Source organism: Pelotomaculum schinkii, from assembly GCF_004369205.1.
GTDB classification, from domain to species: Bacteria; Bacillota; Desulfotomaculia; order Desulfotomaculales; family Pelotomaculaceae; genus Pelotomaculum_C; species Pelotomaculum_C schinkii.
Map to the genome: position 1 here is coordinate 513,880 of NZ_QFGA01000003.1, position 20,114 is coordinate 533,993.

Genomic DNA, 20,114 nt, shown 5'->3' on the forward strand with positions numbered 1-20,114 from the left:
GTTTTGAACGCAAAAAATATGCCATTCTCCGCAATGAACCTGAAGAGCAAACTAAAAAAATAAATCCTGGAATTGCCGTCATGGGGTATATAAACCTTTAAAACTAACGGCTTTAGCTTAAAATAGAAAAATTTTTATATTGCATTCGGTCTAATCAGGTATAAGTTTTGCGATAGTAAAGAACTAGTCTACCTGCTTAAAGTGACCGGGAAAACAAAATTATTGGTGTGTATTAGCTTGAGTAAATAATTCTAAAGGGAGGTGATGCGGAAATTTCCAGACTTTCGGACAGAAATATTCCGAATTGCCGGAATACGCACTTTAGGGCAATGAACAAATGCAGGTAGACCAGTCCCACAAAAGATTTCATATCCAAGATAATCATGAAGGGAGAGATATTTATGAACTTTCAACTAACAGAGGAACAGCAACTCATACGCGCCAGTGTGAGGGAATTTTGTGAAAAGTATGTGGAGCCCATTGCTGAAAAGGTTGACGCGGAAGGGTATTTCCCGATGGAGAACGTTAAAAGACTGGCGGAGCAGGAATGGACAGGCATCCCTTATCCCGAGGAGTACGGTGGGGCCGGGTCTGATTATCTGACCTTTATCATGGTAGTCGAAGAGCTATCCCGTGCTTGCGCCACTACCGGGTTTACACTTGAGTGCCACACTTCCCTGGCAAGTTATCCTATATTTAAGTTTGGTACCGAAGAACAAAAACAAAAATACCTGGTACCCCTTTGTAAGGGAGAAGTCTTGGGGTCGTTTGCTTTGACCGAGCCCGGGGCAGGGACCGATGCTGGCGGGGCAAGTACAACTGCTGTTTTGGATGGCGACGAGTACGTTTTGAATGGTACAAAGATGTTTATTTCCAATTCTCCGGTAGCAGGCGTCTTTGTCATCTTTGCTATGACCGACAAATCAAAAGGAACAAAAGGACTTAGCGCGTTTATCGTGCCTGGAAATGCACCCGGGCTCAAAGTGGGAGAGCATTTAGACAAAATGGGCATCCGTGGTTCCGCGACAGCAGAAGTTGTTATGAAAGATTGCCGTATCCCCAAGGAGAACTTGCTGGGGAAAGAAGGTCAGGGCTTTAAAATTGCCATGATGACCTTAGACGGCGGCAGGATTGGTATAGCTGCTCAAGCGCTGGGTATTGCCCAGGCTGCTTTGGACGAATCGATTCAATATTCCAAGGAAAGAGTTCAGTTCGGCAAGCCGATCAGTTCATTCCAGGCGATCCAGTGGATGCTGGCCGATATGGCAACTGATGTACAGGCTGCCAGGTTCCTGACTTATCACGCGGCCTGGTGTTACGACCAGGGCTTGCCTTACAACAAGGAAGCAGCCATGGCTAAACTATTTGCGTCCGAAACAGCAGCCCGCCATACGAACAGAGCCATACAAATTCATGGCGGCATTGGTTTCATCAAGGGACATAAAGTTGAAAGACTGTATCGTGACGCCAAAATCACTGAGATATATGAAGGTACCAGTGAAGTTATGAAAATGGTTGTTTCCAGCAACGTGTTGCGCTAAAGAATCTTGGAGTAAGCTCCCAGGATACCCTAACCATACTGTTTAAGTTATGTTCTTTGAGGGTAGGACTGGTTGAAAGCCAGGATTGTTCTTGTTATTTAAAGAGATCTGTGAGTAAGCTAAATCCTATCCCTCGGAACATATTTTAAAGAGCTAAAAAACACTAAGATAAATAAGCCAACAACCGTTTCTTGAATATGCCGGGTCAAACTGAACAGTTTGACCGCTGAGATTGAACAGTGTCTCCGTTTGAAACTGGACACCCTTTCCGGCAAAGTTGAACACCGGATATGACCTTTCTGCTAAATTGAATTTATGCATCTGAAAGGTGCAAATAAATTCAAGGAGGGTCATAGAGATGACCAGTTACAAAGAGATTCTGCGGCTACATAGCCTCGGAATCAACAACAGCCGCATTGCGTCTGGATGCGGATGCTCTCGAACCACGGTTATTAACGTGCTTCAAAGAGCAAAGGATCAAGGGCTAAGTTGGCAGACAGTGGCCGAAATGTCCGACAAGGAGTTGTCACAGCGCCTTTTTTCTTCGGAGAGCGCTAAGCCCGCGTACAAAATGCCGAATTACGACTACATCCATCGTGAGATGGCGAAAAGCGGTGTGACCTTAACTCTGTTATGGCTTGAATACTGCGACCAGTGTCGCGAATCCGGGCAAGTACCGTACAAGTCGACCCAGTTCAACAAATATTACGCTGACTATGTGAAAAGCACCAAGGCAACCATGCACATTCACCGTAAGCCTGGGGAAATCATGGAGGTAGACTGGGCGGGACAAACCGCCAGGATCATCGACACAGACACGGGAGAGATTATCCAAGCCTATGTGTTTGTGGCTGCCCTGCCATACAGCGGCTATGCCTATGTGGAAGCCTTCCTTTCACAAAATCAGGAGAGCTGGATTACCGCCCATATCAACGCCTATCGCTTCTTCGGTGGAATCACTCGCATTATGGTACCGGACAACTTAAAAACCGGCGTGGAGAAGGTGACGAAAGGCGAAGCAGTTATTAACAAGACCTATCAGGAGATGGCTGAACATTATGGTACAGCGGTTATTCCATGCAGAGTTAGGGCTCCCAAAGATAAACCCACGGTAGAAGGATCGGTCGGCATCATCTCAACATGGATACTCGCTGCTCTGCGTAATCAGCAGTTTTTATCGTTACGAGAGCTGAATGCTGCCATTCGGGAAAAGCTAATGGTTTTTCTAGAGAAACCTTTTCAGAAGAAGAACGGGAGCAGAGCCACCTTGTTCGATGAGGAAAAACCCTTCTTGCTGCCGTTGCCCTTAAAGCCATTTGAATTGGCGACCTGGAAGATTGCCACTGTTCAATACAATTACCATATCAGTGTGGAGACCCAGAAGTATTCGGTGCCGTTTGAATACATCAAGCAGAAAGTTGATGTCAGGATTACCCGCAATGTGATTGAGGTCTTCTTCCAAGGCAATCGCATTTGTTCTCATCCCCGGCTCTATGGTAGGAGCAATCAATACAGCACCCTGGAAGCCCATATGCCACCAGATCATCAAAAATATGTGTCTTGGAACGGCGACCGCTTTAAATCCTGGGCAGCCAAAATCGGTGAGAATACAAGCGCTGTCATTAACCTGTTTTTAGGAAGTCACAAAGTCGAGCAGCAGGGCTACAAGGCTTGTATGGCTCTTTTGAAACTGGCCGACAAATATTCGGTGGAGCGCCTTGAATCGGCCTGCACCAAAGCATTGTCCTACACTGTACAGCCTAGCTTGAAGAGCGTTCAGGCCATCTTAAAATCCGGTCAGGACAAGCTGCCGAAAGAAACCCCGGGCCATTCCTCCTCTGAGTTTGGACTCACACGAGGAGCCGATTACTACAGCAGGAGGGATGGAAAATGCTAAACGATTCAACCGTAGCCAAGCTTCACGAAATGAAGCTTAGTGTCATGGCTGCAGCATTCCGGGAACAGCTCAAAAACGCAAACTTGTCTGACATGGCTTTTGAAGAACGCTTCGGTCTGCTGATCGATGCCGAATGGGCAGCCCGTAAAAACAATCGGCTGTCGCGCTTGATCAAAAACGCGGGTTTTGCCTTCAATGACGCTTGTATTGAGAACATTGAGTATCATGACGATCGCAAACTCGACAAAGCTCAAATCATCCGCTTGGCTAGCTGTAACTACATCCAAGAAGCCCATAACATCATAATCCTTGGAGCCACGGGTAGCGGAAAAACCTACCTCTCAAATGCTTTTGGCATGGCTGCCAGCCGAAACTTTTACACGGTTAAATATGTACGGCTTCCCGATCTGCTGGGTGAATTGGCCATTGCACGCGGTGAGGGGACATACCGCAAGGTCATCAAAGCTTACAAACAGGTAAAGCTGCTCATTTTGGATGAATGGCTTCTGTTTCCGCTCAAGGAAAGCGAAGCCCGCGATCTGCTTGAGATCGTAGAATCTCGTTACAAAAAAGCTTCTACCATATTCTGTTCCCAGTTTGAGATCGGCGGTTGGTATCATAAAATTGGCGAACCGACACTGGCCGATGCCATTTCAGATCGCATTGTGCATGATTCCTACACCATTTTTATCGACGGTAAAAACTCTATGCGGGAGCGCAAGGGTATTGCCAACAGATAATTCAAAACAGCCTTACGGCTATTGAGGGCTCTGCCCTCAAACTCCCGAGGTTTATCGCTTAGTTTTCCAAAGAGAGTGATGTTATGTTGCTTTTAACAAAAAAAGAGCGACGCTCACCGGCATCACTCTCCCCGCAAAACTCTTAAGCCGCTCGGGTCACTCCTCAGTGTTGCCCTATCCTGCTTAAAAGTAAAAGCAGTTTGAGTATACCATGTGATCCTTTAGTTATCAATGTACAGCCACTACGGAATGATTGTTCAATTTAAACGGTCTTAGTGTTCAACTTCGGCGGTCTAGGTGTTTTTTCTTAGCGGAATATACAGGTTCTAACATTAAAAGCATAGAGTTGGGAGAGTTAACGAATGAAGATAGTTACTTGCTTTAAATGGGTTAACGATGAAGCAGACATCAAGGTGGCGGCAAATTCCAATGAACTCGTCTTTGACCGGGTCGGTTATAAAATTAGCGATTACGACCGTAGTGCTATAGAAGAAGCAGTTTGCCTCAAGGAGAAGCATGGCGGCAGCGTTGTTGCTGTGACGGTAGGTGAGCCTACAGCCAAGCAAAGTCTAAAAGACGCCCTTTCCCGCGGTCCGGAAAAAGCTTGCTTTATTAATGACCCGTCCTTTATTAATCTTGAACCTTCACAGACAATGGCTATTCTAGCAGATACAATTGGCAAAATGGAATATGACCTGATCATCTGTGGAGAAGGGTCCAGTGACCTTTACGCCCAGCAAGTAGGTCCTGGTTTAGCTGAAAAGCTTGGTATTCCATGTGCAACCAATGTTAACAAGTTAACCTATGTTGAAGAAGACAAAACAATCATAGCCGAACGCAGACTTGAAGACGGTGTGGAAGTAGTAGCGATACCGTTGCCGGCTCTGGTTACGGTTCTGCCGGATATTAACACACCTAGAATACCCACATTGAAGCAGGTATTAGGGGCTGCCAAAAAGCCTGTGGAAAAAGTCACCTTAAACGAACTGGGCCAACAGTATGAGCCGCGGCTGCGAGAGATCAGCGTACGCGGGGCAACCATGGAGCGACGCCGTTTGAGGTTCGGGGCCGAACCTGTAGATATTAAAGCAGTTATTGACGCATTGTTAAAAGAAGGAATAATAGCTTAAGGAGTTGTAATGATGTCAGGGATCTGGATATTTGCCGAAAATCGCGAACTAACTTTAGAGCTTTTAAATGCCGGCCGGAATTTAGCTGACGAATTGGGCGTCAATTTGGTGGCCTTAGCGGCTGCTGAACAATTTGCTCGGGAATACATTAAACATGGGGCTGACGAGGTTCTGCTGCTGCCATCTTTGAATAAGGAGCAGCCACTTGAAGCTTATGTTCCGGTCATGGTTGAAGCGGCCCGCAATGCTGATCCGGATGTGTTCTTGATTGGAGCAACCAGGCGGGGTAAAGAAATGGCAACCCGTATTGCGGCCAGCCTGAATACCGGACTTTGCACGGAATGTAATTCCTTTGCGTTAGATCAAGATAAGAAATTTTTGGTTATGGAACGCTTAATCTACGGGGGAAAGGCCATACAAAAAATAATTTGTTCCACCCGGCCCCAGATGGCTACCATACCTGCCCGGACTTTTGAACAAGCTCCATTACAAGAAGGGAAAGAGGGGAAAATTACCAGACTGCCGGCGGCGCCGTCTTCTGCCGTGAAGGTCATTAACCGGACTCCGAAGGTACAGGAAGCAGTGGATATAACCGAAGCAAAAATTATTGTCAGCGTCGGCCGCGGGTTCGAAAAGAAAGAGGACATTGCTTTAGCAGAGGAACTTGCCCGTGTTTTGGGTGGTACGATAGGCTGTTCCAGGCCTGTAGCGGAAGACCTGCACTGGTTGCCTGAAGAGGTGTATATGGGCATATCCGGGAAAAAGGTTAAACCGGATCTTTACATTGGCCTAGGGGTGTCAGGGCAGATTCAGCACATAACCGGTATACGTGACAGCAAGATAATATTTGCAATCAACCGTGATGAAAATGCGCCTATATTTGATGCCGCCGACTACGGTATCGTAGGAGACCTGTACGATGTCGTTCCCAAACTGATTAAAGAACTTGGCAACGTGCTAAAAATATAATTCAAGTGGTGTTGGAAATGGAAGAAGAAAAATTTGCGACAATTATCGTTGGAGCCGGTCCGGCAGGCAGTACAGCAGCCTACTTGCTGGCAAAGGAAGGCCTTGATGTGCTTCTGATCGAAAAAGGGGCAACTCCTGGCAGTAAAAACATGTTTGGGGGCCGGATGTACAGTCATGCCCTGCACAAAATCATACCCAATTTCTGGGAAGAAGCCCCGGTAGAAAGGCCCGTGGTAAAGGAAACTATAACCATGATGAACGGAAGCCGGAGCGTTTCCATGGACTTTCAGGAGGTAAAATGGGGTACCCCTCCCTATCATTCTTTGACCCTTTTGAGGGCTGATTTTGACGCCTGGTTGGCTGCAAAGGCTGAAGAAGCGGGGGCTATGGTTGCCTGCGGCATTCGGGTTGATGACCTCATTAGAGAAAACGGCCGGGTTGTGGGTATTCAGGCCGGCGAAGACAGGATGCTGGCCGATGTGGTCATTGCAGCCGACGGCGTAAATTCGCTCATAGCACAAAAGGCCGGCCTGGGCAAAAAGTTTAGTCCAAAGCAGGTGGCAACCGGAATAAAACAGGTTATCCAATTATCTGAGGAAACCATCAGCCAGCGTTTTCAGCTTAGCGGGAACCAAGGTGCAGCCCAACTGTTTGTTGGCGACTGTACCAAAGGTATGCATGGCGGTGGCTTTCTATACACCAATAAAAGCAGCATATCCCTGGGACTGGTTGTCACCGCGGGAGCGCTGCAGCATAGTCAATATAAGATAATAGATTTGATGGAAGATTTTAAGGAAAACCCGCATATAGCTCCCTTAATTGAAGGTGGAGAAATAGTAGAGCATTCGGCCCACCTGGTACCTGAAGCAGGGTTGAATATGATGCCTCAACTTTTCGGAGACGGGATTTTAGTGGCAGGTGACGCCGCCGGATTTGTCCTCAATCTGGGTTATATTGTAAGGGGCGTGGATTTCGCCATCGCTTCAGGTGAAGCTGCTGCAAAAGCCGTTTTGGCGGCCAGGGCCAACAACAATTTCTCGCGCCAAGGACTAAGCACGTACCAGCAGTTATTAAAAGAAAGTTTTGTCATGAAAGAGTTGGTGGCCTACCGTCAGGCGCCCCAATTCATGGCAAACCCGCGCATGTTTACATCATATCCGCAACTGGTTACAGGCCTTATGGGCAAAATGTTTACCGTTGACGGCGGCCCTCCGGTACGCCTTTTGGGTAAAGTATTCAGCCAGATCAAACAAAGCAAGATCGGCTTGACCCAACTGGCCGTGGATGGCTTGAAAGGAGCGCGACTGCTGTGAAACGTATGAGCATTGAACAGTTGCTGGGAATCAATAAATTTGCCGTTGATGATGATGAAGCACATATTATTTTAAAAAAGGATATATGCGCTGCTTGTATGGACAAGCCTTGCACTTTTGCCTGTCCGGCAGGTTTGTACACAGAAAAAGACGGTGAAATTAGTTTTGATTATGCCGGTTGCCTTGAATGCGGTACATGCAGGACTGTTTGTCCCAAAGAAGGAGCCATCAGCTGGCAATATCCCAGGGGTGGTTTCGGGATTAACTTCCGCTACGGTTAAATGAAATTGTGGCTTAATGTAAGTTATTGGGAGAACATTATTTAATTAATTAAAACAGGAGGTTTATGAAATGGAGAATACTTTGATTGATTTAAAAGTTGCGGAAGGTATTGCTACTGTTACAGTTAATCGTCCCAAAAGTATGAACGCTTTAAGCCGGGAAGTTTTGGAACAAATGGAGCAAGTTATCAAGGACGTGGCAAAAAATGATCAAGTAAGGGCATTGATCATTACCGGAGCAGGCAACAAGGCTTTTGTGGCTGGAGCAGATATATCAGCTATGGTTGATATGACCGCTCAAGAGGCCAGGGAATATAGTATTGTTGCACACAATTTGTATGGTATGATTGAGCAGCTGCCAATACCCGTAATTGCTGCCATTAACGGTTATGCGCTGGGCGGGGGTTGTGAATTAGCCCTGGTTTGCGACATCCGCATCGCTGCCAGTACAGCCAAGCTTGGGCAACCGGAAATAACACTGGGTATTATTCCAGGCTTTGGCGGCACGCAAAGATTATCCCGTCTTGTTGGCAAAGGAAAAGCCAACGAGTTGATTTTGACCGGAGGAATGATAGACGCTGAAACAGCTATGTCCATCGGCCTGGTAAATGCTGTGGCGCCACCGGAAAAACTAATCGATGCGGCAGTAGACATGGCCAAAAAAATTATTGCTAATGGCCCCCTGGCTATAAAATACGCGAAGGAAGCAATCCATCGCGGTTTGCAAATGAGTCTGGACCAAGGGTGCAAATATGAAATTGAACTCTGGACAGATTGCTTTACTACCGAAGATCAGGACATTGGGATGAAAGCTTTCTTGAATAAACAAAAACCGTCCTTCAAAGGCCTTTAGGAATAGTACAATTGCTGAATTTCGATGCATTGTGTATACGAGGAAAACCACTATCAGAATACGAGAACGTAAATTAATTTGTATAAACAGTTATAAAGGGCAGAAGTGGCTATAATATAACTAGTTTAACGCTTTGGTTCTGGCAGGGCAACCAGAAAGGTATAAGGGATGACTATAAGGTCATCCTTAATACCTGTCAGAACCCAATGGTTGCTCCGGTTGCTCTTCAAAAGAGTCGTATCCTCCATCTACTGGCTACTTTAAGGTGAATGAAGTTAACCGTATTAACGATATATGATTACCTTTAATAACGTAATGGTACTGAAAGAAGTGGGGAATGATGAGTGATTTAGCCGATCTTTTGAGGAGAAAGAAACAATTGAAAGAGGAGTCGGAGAAAAAAGTCACTAAAATTAATAAACAATGGTGCATGAGGATAAAATTATTTTATAGGCATCTTGAGGATTGGCTATCGGATTTAATTGAAGAAAAACTGTTATTTACATTGTACGAGGATATGACTATTTATAAACAGAGCCTGGGCGCTTACTATGCAAAAAAATTCATATTGATAGCGGGAGATAAAAGAATCGAGTTTATACCAAATATAAGGTCTGCTGTTGGGACAACTGGAAACATACAATTGAAAACAAAAAAAGGGAAAATAACATTTGTGAGTGACAGGGACGGTATTTGGAAACAAGTTATTTCCCTGTCACCATTTGAAGCTAAAATCCTTACTAAAGATTATCTTAGAAATTTATTGAAAAGTTTATTAATTTAATATATTTAATGTTTAATCATTCAAATGGTCATTCACATAAATTGATAATATCAAATAACAAATTAGGGTGGTAATAATTCATGAAACTAAATTGATAAATAAACAGGGACTTTCCGAGGAGCAATTCTTATTAACCTACGATGCAAGTAAATATGAGAGACTATCAGTAACAGTAGATATACTTATTTTTACTTTAACTGGGGAAGAAAAGAATTACGAGATGTTTCCAGGGAAAGTTTTGAAACTGCTTCTGATTAAAAGGGGTGGCCATCCATATATGGGTAAATGGGCTATACCAGGGGGTTTTGTAAAAATAGATGAAAGCTTGGATGAAGCAGCACTAAGGGAACTCAAAGAGGAAACTAATATTGATGACATATATATGGAGCAACTTTATACATGGGGAGATGTATCCAGAGATCCACGCACAAGAGTGATAAGTGCTTCCTACATGTCACTTGTTGACAGCTCAACACTTAATATAAAAGCTGGTGATGATGCCGATGATGCTAAATGGTTTGCTATTTCATGTGAATTGTATCAGGAGCAAAGGACTTTAACTAAAAGAGGATATATTCTACAGAAACTTTTTAAGTTGAGCTTGTCAAATGAAGGAGATAACCTTTCTGCCATTGTAAAGACCGTAAAAATAGTTGAAGGTAACGCAACCAAAACAGAAAGAACAGTTGTTGAATCAAATGGAATAGCGTTTGACCATGCAAAAATAATTGAGTATGCACTTGAAAGGCTAAGAAACAAAATTGATACACAGATGTTGCATTTAACCTAATGCCAGAGATATTTACTTTGCCTGAACTTCAACAAGCCAGAGCCCCATTGCATAGCAGTTGATGTGGCTCCACCAACCCGGGTCCGTATTCCTGTGTCGGGAAGTCTTTGACAAACCGCGCGCTGTCAAAAGGGATCTCGAGTTAATGCTGACGATTGGGAGGGATTTTAGCTTTGGGTATATCAAAAAAGAAACATCTTACTCTCCAAGAAGTCTGCGATATGCTGGAAGTTAGAGAAGCCCTAAAGTGGGAGAAGATTACTGAGGAAGTTAAAATCGTGATGATGACAAGCATGGACAAAGACCTTATGGAGGCTGCTAGAGCAATAGTAGATAAGGTAAAGCAGTACACTGAGCTAAAGTTTGAGCGAGGCTTGCTTTGACCATAATATCAAGGCATTATGTATTATGGAAGTTAGTACTTAGGGGTTGTAGAATCTATAGGCAGAATTTAACATGCGGAAAGGGAAAATGTTATGGTACCATTTACTCCGCCACAGTATAAAAAAGATGTATTTACTTGCCCTCATTGTAATTCATATGCACAGCAATCTTGGCATCCGACAAGATATGATGTTTCAAATTATAATATTGCTTACCTTATGATATGTTTCTGCAGCAATTGCCAAAAGTATTCTTTATGGCATTATGAAAAAATGATATATCCCGATAATGGTGGCATTATGCCACCCAACCCTGATTTGGGTGAAGAGATAATATCGGATTATATCGAAGCAAGTTCAATCTTTAATAAATCCCCACGTGGAGCTTTTGCGTTAATACGTTTGTGCGTTCAAAAACTAACAAAACTACTTGGTGAACCTGGAAAAAATATGAATGATGATATCGCTAGTCTTGTAAAAAAAGGATTACCTCTTCAAATCCAACAGGCCCTGGATATTATTCGTGTTATTGGGAACGCGGATGTATATCCTGGGGCAATAGATTCAAATGATAATCCTGATATGGTTTTAAGCCTTTTTGAATTAATCAACATAGTTGCAGATGTTATGATAACTCAACCTAAAAAAATTAAAGAGCTATATGATAGGTTGCCGCAAACAAAGAAAGAAGAAATAATAAAAAGGGATTCACCTTGATTTGTTTCTTTACTTAACTTGATCATAGGTATTAATACTGAGAAAACGAACCCTGAAAACTTGAAGAATAAGAGAAAAATCCAATTTAGAGTAAAATGAAAAATGCTTATTTTTCGATAGCTCCTCCCGGAATCCTAATGGACAGCGCTTTATTCCACGAACTGGCTGAGTTGGCCCCGTGTGATATTGTGGTGCGGGCGATCTTAAAGGAAATGGCCATAACTGGCTTAATGAAAAATTATATTTTTTGTGATAACATAATAATATAGATAATATAGTTTTATGGTGTCTAAAAATAGCCTCTTTTGTAGACTCAAAAAGGGCTATTTCTAGTAATATCAATGTGAAATTTTTAACTTTTTAGTATACTTGAGAATATTTACAATTTAAGCAATCTGTTAACAAAATCCCGTCTTAAGGAGAGGGTCTTAATGCCGGGTTCAACTTCCAAAATAGAAAACGCCAATCTTATGTTAGCTGCTTTGGATGCGAGCTTTTGCGGTATTATTGTGGTTGATGTTGATGGTCAAATTGTTTCTGTTAATGAGGCTGCTAAACGTATTTTCGGACAGAAGGAAAAAGATTTGCTGGGTTGTCACATTGAAAATGTATCTCGGGGTATGTATTTGACAAAGGTTTTAAAAACAGGTGTATGTGTAACTGGACAACGGATGTATATTGGTGAACGCTGTTATATATCAAATCATCTACCCATTACATATAACGGTGCAATTGAAGGAGCGGTCGCTGTATTACAGGACATAACAGAGTTGCAGGAGACAACAAAAGAGTTGCAATCCACGCGCCAGGTTATGAAACTACTTGAGACGGTTCTGGATAGCGACTATGAATGCATTGTGGGAGTTGACACAGAGGCAAAAATTACTATGTTAAACCAGGCTTATTGTAAATTCTTGGGTGTAAAGCAAGAAGAAGCATTGGGACGAAATGTTCAGGATGTAATCGAAAATACCCGACTGCATATTGTTCTGCAGACAGGCCATCCGGAAATAGGGCAAATACAGCGAATCAACGGCCATAATGCAGTATGTTCCCGTATACCGATCAAAATTGACGGGAAACTAGTGGCTGCGATTGGCAAAGTGATGTTCCAGGATGTTTCCGAACTGCGTTCACTAATAAAAAAAGTGGGGCAGTTGCAATCTGAATTGGAATATTATAAGGAAGAAATAAAATCTTATCATGAAACCAGTTACAGCCTGCAAGATATTGCAGGGAATAGTTGCTCAATGAGAGATCTGAAGAAACTGACCCTGAGGGTAGCAAAAAATAATTCTACAGTGCTAATCCGTGGCGAAAGCGGCACAGGGAAAGAACTTATTGCCCATGCCCTGCACAGCTCAAGTCCCAGGTCTTGCGGCCCTTTTGTTAAGGTTAACTGTGCCGCTATGCCGGAAGAGCTTTTAGAATCGGAGTTGTTTGGCTATCAAGACGGAGCTTTTACCGGCGCCCGGAAAGGTGGAAAGCTCGGCAAATTTGAACTTGCAAATAAGGGGACCATCTTCTTGGACGAGATAGGTGATATGCCTATGAACATGCAGGTAAAACTTTTGCGGGTTTTGCAGGAAAAAGAAGTTGAAAGGCTGGGGGGAAACCGGACTATCAAGATAGATGTGCGGATAGTGGCTGCCACTAACCGCAATTTAGAGAAAATGGTTCAGGAACACCTGTTTCGAGAGGACTTATTTTACAGGTTAAATGTTGTAAGTTTGAATATTCCGCCGCTGCGGGAACGACCGGAGGATATTCCCCTCCTGGCGGATGCAGTAATGAAAAAACTTATCAGGCGGCTTAACTGTTGCCGGAAAGCACTTGATGTATCAGCTATAGACTGTCTCACCACTTACCACTGGCCAGGCAACGTAAGGGAATTGGAAAACGTTTTAGAGCGGATTCTTAATATCGTTGAGGATGAGATCATCACCGAAGATCATGTTGCACCTTATCTACCTAAACACGATATGGTAAGAGTATCTAAAGATGTGCGCCCTCTGAAAGAAGTTGTGGAGCAATTGGAAAAGGATATGATCTTAAAAGCACTGGAAAAAACAAAGGGTAATTGTATAACGGCCTCCAATTTGCTACAAGTAAGCAAATCAACATTTTACGAAAAAATGAGTAGGTATGGTATTTATAAAAAGTTCAATTAAATGATTATAAACACCCGGCTCAAGCTCCTCACCACTGAGGAGTATTTTCTAATGGGCTTCTATCCACCTTCCTCTAGCCATATGTGCAGCCAGATTATCTAAACAAGATAGCTCAATGATTTTCCTCCCTGGAAGACCTGGAGGTTATCCTGGCTGTAGCTATGAATATCATGAACAACAGTGGCGATTGCTGTTTACAAGAGCTTTCAAAGTTGATATTATGATGATATCAAATTGATATTAATAAAGGAGGTTGGCAGATGGTTGAACACAAGGCTTGGAAGTTAAACGGGTTTCTGGGGGTTTTACTTGTCCTGTTACTAATTGGCGCAGCCGCTTATCTTTTTGACAGCTATAATATTGTTGCAGAGATTGCCCTCATTCTTCTTTCTTTATTGGTATTGAGCGGAATTAACGTCGTTCACCCCAATGAAGCCAAAGCTGTAACATTCTTTGGCCGTTATGTAGGCAGCGTTCGTGAAAGCGGGATATGGTTGACTTATCCAATTACTGCCCGTACCAAGATCTCATTGCGGGTTCGAAATTTTAACAGTAAAATACTGAAGGTAAATGATGTGGAAGGTAACCCTGTTGAAATTGCTGCCGTAGTTGTCTTTAAAGTGATAGATTCCGCTAAAGCAATTTTTAACGTTGACGATTATGAACAGTTTGTTGAGATTCAGAGCGAGGCTGCCCTGCGACATGTTGCTGCCAAATATCCATATGATTCCTTTGATCAAGAGGGGTACTCATTACGTGGCAATGCTGAGGAAGTAGCTGGCGAACTGGCCAGGGAACTGCAGGAAAGGCTTAAGGATGCCGGTGTTAAGGTAATTGAAGCCCGTTTAACCCACCTGGCATACTCTACTGAGATTGCCAGCGCGATGCTGCAGCGCCAGCAGGCATCAGCAATTCTAGCTGCCCGCCAGATTATCGTAGAAGGGGCTGTTGGGATGGCTCAAATGGCTATTGCCCAACTGCAACAAGATAATATTATTGAGCTGGATGAGGAACGGAAAGTAATGATGATTAACAACCTTCTCGTTGCAATAGTCTCAGACCGGTCTTCTCAGCCGGTCATCAATGTAGGGAGTCTCTACTAGAACCCAGGAAGGATAATCATGGCTGCAAAGAAAAAATTTCCTCTGCGCATAGACTCAATACTTTACGATGTGTTGGAACGATGGGCTGCTGACGAGTTTCGAAGTGTTAATTCCCAGATCGAATTTCTCCTGCGTCAAGCAGCTTTCCGGGCCGGGCGTGTACCAGCCGCCCGGGACGCGCAGGAAGATCAGAAACAAAACAGTGACTAAAGATTCTGTGATTTTCAATAAACTGATGCAAGTAAAAATCATGAATGTAACTGGAAAAGCGTGATCTTTTGGATCACGCTTTCGCTCTGCTCAATCGCTTTAATGATGCCCGCCGCAGTTGCACTGGCCCCCTCCGGTAACCAGTTGGCCGCTGAGAAAGTCTGCGGCTACTCTTTCTACTTCACCGGATGCGCCGGAGATCACCTGCAGGCCTGTCCGTTGAAGCGCCTCAGCCATCGGCCGGCCGATGCCCCCGGTGATGATTACTTCTACCCCTTCGGTTTTAAGCATACTAGCCAGTCCTCCATGATTGTGCAGGACCTCGTTGGTCAGTATTTTTTTGCCGGTAATCTTTCCGTTCTCTGTTTCAACTACGACAAATTCCCGGCTGGAGCCAAAGTGTGCGTTTACCTGTCCATTCAGGTAAGGCATGGCGATTTTCATTTTTATAATTTCCTCCTTTGTCCTGCTTTTTTTAATTGTACTAATTAAATTGTTCCCCGGTATTAGAAGTATTAAGCCATGTTATTATGGACGTGGTTTAATGATAATCATACCGGCTATAACGAACACATGTCAACAATAAATATGACGATATAAAATCCGGACCAGCTATTTTTGCGTATTTTACTTGCTGTAGCTCTTGACAGGATTATCGATGATAAATATAATTATTTTCTGTACGAAATATTAAGATGTGAAAATAATTGAGCAATGGAGGATATGGTAATGGAAACCGTAAGTAAAAAGGTCGAGGTAGCAAGACTTTTTTTTGAAGTGAATAAAACTATAAAGCACAGTATGCGCAGGAGGCTTGAAGATATTGGAATAACACTGCCGCAAAGTTTAGTTATTGGCGCATTGATAAAATTTGGTGAAATGAAGATTACTGAATTAAGCAGAAAGATTAATTTATCCAATAGCACTATATCCGGCATAATTGATAGACTGGAAAAACAACAGTTGGTTATAAGGACGAGAAGCGAAGAGGATAGAAGGATTGTCTATGTAAAAGTAACCCCGAAGTTTGGAGAAATCCACAATGGGTTTCATAAAATAATTGAAAAAAACTTTGAAGACTTGCTTAGCGCAGGAACACCTGAAGAAATTGCAAAAATAATAGAAGGATTGGATGTCCTAAAAAAGATTTTAAACGATAAGCATTAATAATTGCACAAACAATCTTAATTTCAATAAAGAGTTGGATAACTAACCTATTGGCATTGGAGGCGGCGTTTTAATGCTAAAATTATATAGGTATTTAAACCCATTTACTGCCATGGTTGTAGGTGTGTTGGTTTTTGTGTTTTTACAAACGCTGGGAGATCTTTATCTTCCAGCTTTGATGTCGGACATAATTAATGATGGAGTCATGCAGGGTGATACGGACAAGATTATGCAACTTGGCGGACTGATGCTTCTTGTCGCTGGAGGGGGAGCTATTTGCGCGATTTTTGCAAGCTTCTTGTCATCAAAAACTGCCGTGGGTTTGGGAACAATTCTGCGAAGCAAGGTATTCAGCCGGGTTGAGAGCTACTCGTTAAATGAATTTGATAAAATGGGCGCCGCTACTCTTATTACAAGGACCACGAACGATATCAACCAGATCCAGATGGTTACCGTGATGATCATGCGTATGATGATCAGTGCCCCGATGATGGCCATTGGTGGTATTATCATGGCCCTACGGCAAGATAAGACCCTTACTTTGGTGCTTGCAGTTGCCATACCTGTTCTTGCCTGTGTGATTGTTTTGATTTCATCGCGGATGATACCGCTGTTCAGGTTGGTTCAGGTAAAGATTGATAAAATCAATCTTGTTCTACGTGAAAAGCTTACCGGCATTCGTGTAATTCGTGCTTTTAATACCGTAGCGCGTGAAATGAGACGTTTTGATGAAGCCAATGCTGATCTTACAAACAACTATATCAAAGTAAATAGGATCATGGCTTTCATGATGCCTGCCATTATGCTGGTCATGAACCTCACCTCGCTGTCTGTCCTTTGGTTTGGAGGCATACGCATAAGTAACGGCAGTATGGATCTGGGCGCGCTTGCCGCGTTTACTCAATATGCCATGCAGATTATGTTTTCCATGGTTATGCTGGCCATGATGTTCATTATGGTTCCACGGGCTCAGGCTGCCGCAGTCAGAATTAATATAGTCCTTGAAACGGTGCCTGAAATAACAGATGCCGAAGAAACAAAAGATTCTTTTACCGCAAAAGGTTATGTGGAATTTAAGGATGTAACCTTCAGCTATCATGGCGCGGAAAAACCGGCTTTGCGAAACATTTCCTTTTTAGCGCGACCCGGTGAAGTGACCGCCATTATAGGAAGCACGGGTTCGGGTAAATCAACCCTGATCAACCTGATTCCACGGTTCTATGACGTGGATAGCGGAAGAATTCTTATAGACGGTGTGGATGTAAGAGAGATGTCCCAGGAAATCCTCCGTTCAAAAATCGGTTTTGTACCGCAACAGGCAGTATTGTTTTCGGGGTCAATCACTGACAACATAAAATTCGGTAATGCCAAGGCAACAGACGAAGAAGTAAAGCATGCCGCTGAAGTTGCTCAAGCAGCTGAGTTTATCTCAAATATGGATGGCGGCTTTAACCATGTCATTGCTCAAGGCGGGACCAACGTGTCGGGAGGCCAGAAACAGCGGCTTGCCATCGCCCGGGCGCTGGTAAGAAAACCTGAGGTTTACATTTTGGACGACAGCTTCTCAGCTCTGGACTTTAAGACAGACGCGCGCTTGCGCGCGGCCTTAAAAAAAGAAACTACTGAAGCGACGGTAATTATTGTAGCCCAGAGGGTAGGTACCGTTATGGATGCCGACAGGATTATCGTCCTTGATGAAGGGCGGATTGCAGGAATGGGAACCCATAGTGAGCTGTTAGGTACCTGCGGGGTATACCGGGAAATTGTGTCGTCGCAGTTGTCGGAGGAGGAAATTGCATGAGTGAACAAAATAGACAGCAGGGACCTTTGGGCGGCAGAAGAGGTGGTTTTGAAAGGCCGGTTGAAAAAGCTAAAAATTTTAAAGAGACTTTAAAAAGGCTAATTAAATATTTAAAACCACATAGAATTAATTTAATTATCGTTTTGGTATTTGCAATTGCAAGTACAACATTCACCATAGCCGCGCCTAAAGTAACCAGCAAAGCAATGAATAAATTGCAGGATGGTTATATGGCGAAGATGATGCTGCAGCAGATGTCTGAAGCTCAAATTAAAGCAGTTGAACAGATAAATTATCAAGTGAATAATGTGCGGAAAGGGGATGATACGCTGCCGGCAGACCCTGAAACCATTAAGGCTGTCCAGGACTTTATGAATCTTCCCATGCTCAATACGGTGACAGATGCGGATCAGAAGGCTGATATATGCCAGAAAATTATAGATCTGAGTAAAAGGATGCCGGATAGCGGACAGAACGGACAGCCAAATATTAAATTGACGCAGGAACAAATTGATGGATCAATTAGGGCCATAAGGGAAACTAATGGTGGATATGATTTTCACTACATTGGTATAATTGCCTTAGTCCTATTGGGAATGTATTTGTTAAGCGCCGCTTTTAGCTTGATTATGGGACTTGTGATGTCAGGTGTCGCGCAGAAGACCGTACGTGACCTGCGCGCAGGAATAGACGATAAGCTTAACAGGTTGCCGCTGAAATATTTTGACATGCATCCGCATGGAGACATATTAAGCCGCGTTACCAATGATATTGATACAATATCAACAACTTTGCAGCAAAGCTTGACCCAGATTATTACATCGGTCATTACAATACTCGGTTACATCGTTATGATGCTCACAATCAGCCCGTTACTTACTTTGATCATAGTTGCCACGCTTCCGTTATATATTTTGGCAACTGCCTTCATCGCCAGGAAGTCGCAAAAATACTTTGCAGCCCAGCAGAAAGAACTGGGTAAACTAAGCGGTCATGTTGAAGAAATGTATACCGGGCATAAAATAGTGAAAGCATTTGGACAAGAAAAGAATTCGATAGAAGAATTTGAAGCTATCAATAACAGGCTTAACAGTGCAGGGTGGAAAGCCCAATTTGTATCAGGCAGCATGTTCCCTCTGATGCATTTCATAAGCAATCTGGGGTATGTGTTTATCAGTATTGTTGGAGGCATTTGGATTACCAGGAATATACTCGGGTTGGGAGATATACTGGCATTTATTCAGTATTCAAGATCATTAACCATGCCGATTGTCCAAACAGCAAATATCGCCAATATTATTCAATCAACTATCGCCTGCGCGGAACGGGTATTTGAAGTGCTGGACGAACAAGAAGAAGTGCCCGACAGTCCCGCTGCAAAGGTTATCGAATTTCCAAAAGGCGGAGTTAAATTTGAACATGTGAGTTTCCGTTATAAAGAGGACGTACCGCTTATTGAGGACATGAACTTGGAGGTGAAAAGGGGCGATACTATTGCTATTGTAGGGCCGACCGGCGCGGGCAAAACCACACTTGTAAACCTTCTGATGCGATTCTACGAAATAAACGCCGGCAAGATCAGCATCGATGGTATTGACATAAAAGATATCGAGCGCAGTGAGCTGCGCAAGATGTTTGGCATGGTGCTGCAAGATACATGGCTGTTTAACGGGAGCATTAAGGATAATATAGCCTACGGAAAAGAAGGCGCTGCAATGGAGGAAATAGTACGCGCAGCTAAAGCCGCTCACGCAGACTACTTTATCAGAACGCTGCCTGATGGCTACAATACGGTCCTTGATGAAGAAGCGACCAATATTTCTCAAGGACAGAAGCAGCTTCTTACCATAGCGCGGGCCATACTTGCAGATCCTGCGATATTGATCCTTGATGAAGCGACCAGCAGCGTTGATACAAGGACAGAAGTGTTGATTCAAAGAGCCATGGCCAACCTTATGAAAGGCAGAACAAGTTTTGTCATTGCCCATAGACTGTCGACAATTCGTGACGCGGAACTCATTCTGGTTATGCATAAAGGTAGTATCATTGAAATGGGCGCCCATAGAGAGTTAATTGGCAAAGGCGGTTTTTATGCAGAGCTGTATAACAGCCAGTTTACCGGGGCAAACCTGAATGAAGCCGCAGGTAACATTTGATGTGTATGATATGAACTGCTATTTATCAGGGAAACAAAGTAGGTGAGATGGAGAACTGTCCCTGTCTCACCTGCTGGAGTGGTCACGCTTTCGTTATTTTGGAATGAA

General features: G+C 43.5%; 19 protein-coding genes. 18 read left to right on the forward strand and 1 reads right to left on the reverse strand.

All coding sequences use genetic code 11. From position 1 onward, the window contains the following. Window positions 1-401 precede the first annotated feature (401 nt). The 15 genes from Psch_RS18735 to Psch_RS18805 all read left to right on the forward strand — a co-directional run bounded on the left by Psch_RS18735 (window position 402) and on the right by Psch_RS18805 (window position 14,882). The gene (locus tag Psch_RS18735; RefSeq protein ID WP_190259299.1) at window positions 402-1,541 is read left to right on the forward strand and encodes an acyl-CoA dehydrogenase; all 1,140 of its coding nucleotides are present in this window, start codon (window positions 402-404) and stop codon (window positions 1,539-1,541) included. Window positions 1,542-1,899: 358 nt separating this feature from the next. Then, the gene (istA, locus tag Psch_RS18740) at window positions 1,900-3,438 is read left to right on the forward strand and encodes an IS21 family transposase (RefSeq protein ID WP_190259300.1); all 1,539 of its coding nucleotides are present in this window, start codon (window positions 1,900-1,902) and stop codon (window positions 3,436-3,438) included. Then, on the forward strand, window positions 3,432-4,178 hold the full coding sequence (gene istB / locus Psch_RS18745) for an IS21-like element helper ATPase IstB (protein ID WP_134220419.1): 747 nt from the start codon (window positions 3,432-3,434) through the stop codon (window positions 4,176-4,178). Before istA ends, istB begins: the two co-directional genes overlap by 7 nt. Before the next feature lie 362 nt (window positions 4,179-4,540). Further along, window positions 4,541-5,308, forward strand: a complete 768-nt coding sequence (locus Psch_RS18750; RefSeq protein ID WP_190259301.1) for an electron transfer flavoprotein subunit beta/FixA family protein — start codon at window positions 4,541-4,543, stop codon at window positions 5,306-5,308. 9 nt (window positions 5,309-5,317) lie between these two features. Further along, a complete protein-coding gene (locus Psch_RS18755; RefSeq protein WP_243124216.1) occupies window positions 5,318-6,277 on the forward strand; it encodes an electron transfer flavoprotein subunit alpha/FixB family protein in 960 nt (319 codons plus the stop codon). Between the two features lie 17 nt (window positions 6,278-6,294). Then, the gene (locus Psch_RS18760; protein WP_190259302.1) at window positions 6,295-7,590 is read left to right on the forward strand and encodes an FAD-dependent oxidoreductase; all 1,296 of its coding nucleotides are present in this window, start codon (window positions 6,295-6,297) and stop codon (window positions 7,588-7,590) included. Next, entirely contained in the window at window positions 7,587-7,871 is a 285-nt protein-coding gene (locus Psch_RS18765; protein ID WP_190259303.1) for a ferredoxin family protein, read from the forward strand. Before Psch_RS18760 ends, Psch_RS18765 begins: the two co-directional genes overlap by 4 nt. A 70-nt stretch (window positions 7,872-7,941) precedes the next feature. Further along, a complete protein-coding gene (locus tag Psch_RS18770; RefSeq protein ID WP_190259304.1) occupies window positions 7,942-8,724 on the forward strand; it encodes an enoyl-CoA hydratase-related protein in 783 nt (260 codons plus the stop codon). Window positions 8,725-9,103: 379 nt separating this feature from the next. Next, window positions 9,104-9,508 carry a hypothetical protein gene (locus tag Psch_RS18775; protein WP_190259305.1) on the forward strand — a complete coding sequence of 135 codons (405 nt, stop codon included), beginning with the start codon at window positions 9,104-9,106 and terminating at the stop codon, window positions 9,506-9,508. Window positions 9,509-9,599: 91 nt separating this feature from the next. Beyond that, window positions 9,600-10,298 (forward strand): NUDIX domain-containing protein, encoded by a 699-nt coding sequence (locus Psch_RS18780; RefSeq protein WP_486644313.1) that lies wholly within the window; start codon window positions 9,600-9,602, stop codon window positions 10,296-10,298. Window positions 10,299-10,471: 173 nt separating this feature from the next. Further along, window positions 10,472-10,681 (forward strand): hypothetical protein, encoded by a 210-nt coding sequence (locus tag Psch_RS18785; RefSeq protein WP_190259306.1) that lies wholly within the window; start codon window positions 10,472-10,474, stop codon window positions 10,679-10,681. Window positions 10,682-10,774: 93 nt separating this feature from the next. Further along, window positions 10,775-11,398: a DUF4145 domain-containing protein gene (locus Psch_RS18790; RefSeq protein ID WP_190259307.1), complete on the forward strand. Its 624-nt coding sequence runs from the start codon at window positions 10,775-10,777 to the stop codon at window positions 11,396-11,398. Between the two features lie 431 nt (window positions 11,399-11,829). Then, a complete protein-coding gene (locus Psch_RS18795; protein ID WP_243124217.1) occupies window positions 11,830-13,569 on the forward strand; it encodes a sigma 54-interacting transcriptional regulator in 1,740 nt (579 codons plus the stop codon). A gap of 260 nt (window positions 13,570-13,829) precedes the next feature. Continuing rightward, window positions 13,830-14,672, forward strand: coding sequence for an SPFH domain-containing protein (locus tag Psch_RS18800; protein ID WP_190259308.1), 843 nt, complete (start codon window positions 13,830-13,832; stop codon window positions 14,670-14,672). A gap of 18 nt (window positions 14,673-14,690) precedes the next feature. Next, window positions 14,691-14,882, forward strand: a complete 192-nt coding sequence (locus tag Psch_RS18805) for a type II toxin-antitoxin system antitoxin (protein ID WP_190259309.1) — start codon at window positions 14,691-14,693, stop codon at window positions 14,880-14,882. Between the two features lie 99 nt (window positions 14,883-14,981). Here Psch_RS18805 and Psch_RS18810 read toward each other — a convergent pair whose 3' ends face one another. After that, window positions 14,982-15,326: a NifB/NifX family molybdenum-iron cluster-binding protein gene (locus Psch_RS18810; protein ID WP_134220452.1), complete on the reverse strand. Its 345-nt coding sequence runs from the start codon at window positions 15,324-15,326 to the stop codon at window positions 14,982-14,984. A gap of 285 nt (window positions 15,327-15,611) precedes the next feature. On the opposite strand from Psch_RS18810, the gene Psch_RS18815 reads away from it, so the two are divergent. The 3 genes from Psch_RS18815 to Psch_RS18825 all read left to right on the forward strand — a co-directional run bounded on the left by Psch_RS18815 (window position 15,612) and on the right by Psch_RS18825 (window position 20,006). Next, window positions 15,612-16,049 (forward strand): MarR family winged helix-turn-helix transcriptional regulator, encoded by a 438-nt coding sequence (locus tag Psch_RS18815; protein ID WP_190259310.1) that lies wholly within the window; start codon window positions 15,612-15,614, stop codon window positions 16,047-16,049. Between the two features lie 73 nt (window positions 16,050-16,122). Then, window positions 16,123-17,850: an ABC transporter ATP-binding protein gene (locus Psch_RS18820; RefSeq protein ID WP_190259311.1), complete on the forward strand. Its 1,728-nt coding sequence runs from the start codon at window positions 16,123-16,125 to the stop codon at window positions 17,848-17,850. After that, window positions 17,847-20,006, forward strand: coding sequence for an ABC transporter ATP-binding protein (locus tag Psch_RS18825; protein WP_190259312.1), 2,160 nt, complete (start codon window positions 17,847-17,849; stop codon window positions 20,004-20,006). The genes Psch_RS18820 and Psch_RS18825 overlap by 4 nt, the downstream gene beginning before the upstream one ends. Window positions 20,007-20,114: the final 108 nt, after the last annotated feature.

Excerpts from the sequence above, each read along its gene's own strand:
- Psch_RS18810 (WP_134220452.1), bottom strand. The coding sequence starts at position 15,326 with ATGAAAATCGCCATGCCTTACCTGAATGGACAGGTAAACGCACACTTT.
- Psch_RS18820 (WP_190259311.1), top strand. The coding sequence starts at position 16,123 with ATGCTAAAATTATATAGGTATTTAAACCCATTTACTGCCATGGTTGTA.
- Psch_RS18815 (WP_190259310.1), top strand. The coding sequence starts at position 15,612 with ATGGAAACCGTAAGTAAAAAGGTCGAGGTAGCAAGACTTTTTTTTGAA.
- Psch_RS18825 (WP_190259312.1), top strand. The coding sequence starts at position 17,847 with ATGAGTGAACAAAATAGACAGCAGGGACCTTTGGGCGGCAGAAGAGGT.
- istB (WP_134220419.1), top strand. The coding sequence starts at position 3,432 with ATGCTAAACGATTCAACCGTAGCCAAGCTTCACGAAATGAAGCTTAGT.
- Psch_RS18795 (WP_243124217.1), top strand. The coding sequence starts at position 11,830 with ATGCCGGGTTCAACTTCCAAAATAGAAAACGCCAATCTTATGTTAGCT.
- Psch_RS18750 (WP_190259301.1), top strand. The coding sequence starts at position 4,541 with ATGAAGATAGTTACTTGCTTTAAATGGGTTAACGATGAAGCAGACATC.
- Psch_RS18790 (WP_190259307.1), top strand. The coding sequence starts at position 10,775 with ATGGTACCATTTACTCCGCCACAGTATAAAAAAGATGTATTTACTTGC.
- istA (WP_190259300.1), top strand. The coding sequence starts at position 1,900 with ATGACCAGTTACAAAGAGATTCTGCGGCTACATAGCCTCGGAATCAAC.
- Psch_RS18735 (WP_190259299.1), top strand. The coding sequence starts at position 402 with ATGAACTTTCAACTAACAGAGGAACAGCAACTCATACGCGCCAGTGTG.
- Psch_RS18755 (WP_243124216.1), top strand. The coding sequence starts at position 5,318 with ATGATGTCAGGGATCTGGATATTTGCCGAAAATCGCGAACTAACTTTA.
- Psch_RS18800 (WP_190259308.1), top strand. The coding sequence starts at position 13,830 with ATGGTTGAACACAAGGCTTGGAAGTTAAACGGGTTTCTGGGGGTTTTA.
- Psch_RS18805 (WP_190259309.1), top strand. The coding sequence starts at position 14,691 with ATGGCTGCAAAGAAAAAATTTCCTCTGCGCATAGACTCAATACTTTAC.
- Psch_RS18760 (WP_190259302.1), top strand. The coding sequence starts at position 6,295 with ATGGAAGAAGAAAAATTTGCGACAATTATCGTTGGAGCCGGTCCGGCA.
- Psch_RS18770 (WP_190259304.1), top strand. The coding sequence starts at position 7,942 with ATGGAGAATACTTTGATTGATTTAAAAGTTGCGGAAGGTATTGCTACT.